Genomic DNA, 1251 nt, shown 5'->3' on the forward strand with positions numbered 1-1251 from the left:
TGAACTGGCCTAATGCTCCCGGACACCTCTTAAGGGCGATATGATTCGCCCAATCAGGAGGTTTCATGCAAGAGCGAAAGACCTACACCCGCGAGTTCAAGCAACGTGCTGTAAGCATGGTTCTTGATGATAACTGCTCAGTTCCTGACGTCTGTGCGTCGATGGAGGTTGGCCCCACGGCTCTGCGCCGTTGGATTGAGCAGGTTCGCAAAGAGCGTCAGAAAGGGCAGCCAGTGGCAGGTACTAAGGCAATCAGCGATGAACAGCGAGAGCTTCAACAGCTGCGAGCCAAGGTCAAGCGCCTGGAGACCGAGGCTGAAATCTTAAAAAAGGCTACGGCTCTCTTGATGTCGGATCCCGATCGTTTTTCCTGATCGAGGAGCTGAGAGAGTCGAGTTCGTATCCGATCTGCCTGCTTTGCAGTGCGCTGGGCGTTTCCCGCAGCGCGTTTTATGACTGGCTTAAGCGTCGCTCAGTGCCGAATACCAAGCGTGATGCGCTCAGAGCAAAAGTTGCGCAATTGCATGACGAAAGCCGGGGAAGTGCAGGCGCGCGGATGATCTCTCAGCACTTGAAGGCCCAGCAGATCAAGGTCGGACGGCATCTGGCCGGAAAACTCATGGCGGAGGCAAATCTGGCCAGCAGACAGCGCCGCCGCCATCAGTATCGCTCTAGAGGCGTCGAAGCATTTGTGGCCAAGAATCTGCTCAAGCGTAACTTCGAGCCAACCGCAATCAATCAGGCCTGGTGCGGCGACGTTACCAGCCTGATGGTTGGTAAACGTTGGTATCACTTGGCAGCGGTCATTGATCTGTTCGCCCGCCGAATCGTTGGCTGGGCGTTTTCCCTGATCAACGACGCCAACCTGGTTAGCAAGGCGCTGAGAATGGCGGTGGAGGTTCGAGGCAAACATGCAGGCTTGATGTTTCATTCGGATCAAGGCAGCCAATACACCAGCCAGCTCTTTCAGTCCGAGCTGCTGGAGCATGGGATAACGCAAAGCATGAGCCGCAGAGGGCAGTGCTGGGACAACGCGCCAACAGAGCGTTTCTTCGGGACGCTTAAATCAGAGTGGGTGCCCAATAAGGGCTACACCACAGTTGAAGAAGCCAGGCGGGATATGACCAGCTTCTTCATGCGATACAACCGAATCAGGCTCCACAGCTACAACAACTACCTGTCGCCAATAGCCATGGAGCAAAAAGCGGCATAAACACCGTAATCGGTGTCCGGGATTACTTGACCAGTTCA

General features: G+C 55.0%; 2 protein-coding genes. Both read left to right on the plus strand.

Annotation, left to right across the window (positions count from 1 at the left end):
* Window positions 1–65: 65 nt before the first annotated feature.
* Window positions 66–374: a transposase gene (locus J1G34_RS27390; protein ID WP_065883309.1), complete on the plus strand. Its 309-nt coding sequence runs from the start codon at window positions 66–68 to the stop codon at window positions 372–374.
* 8 nt (window positions 375–382) lie between these two features.
* On the plus strand, window positions 383–1213 hold the full coding sequence (locus J1G34_RS26900; protein WP_240996999.1) for an IS3 family transposase: 831 nt from the start codon (window positions 383–385) through the stop codon (window positions 1211–1213).
* Window positions 1214–1251: the final 38 nt, after the last annotated feature.

This window comes from Pseudomonas sp. Wu6, from assembly GCF_019891515.1.
GTDB lineage: Bacteria > Pseudomonadota > Gammaproteobacteria > Pseudomonadales > Pseudomonadaceae > Aquipseudomonas > Aquipseudomonas orientalis_A.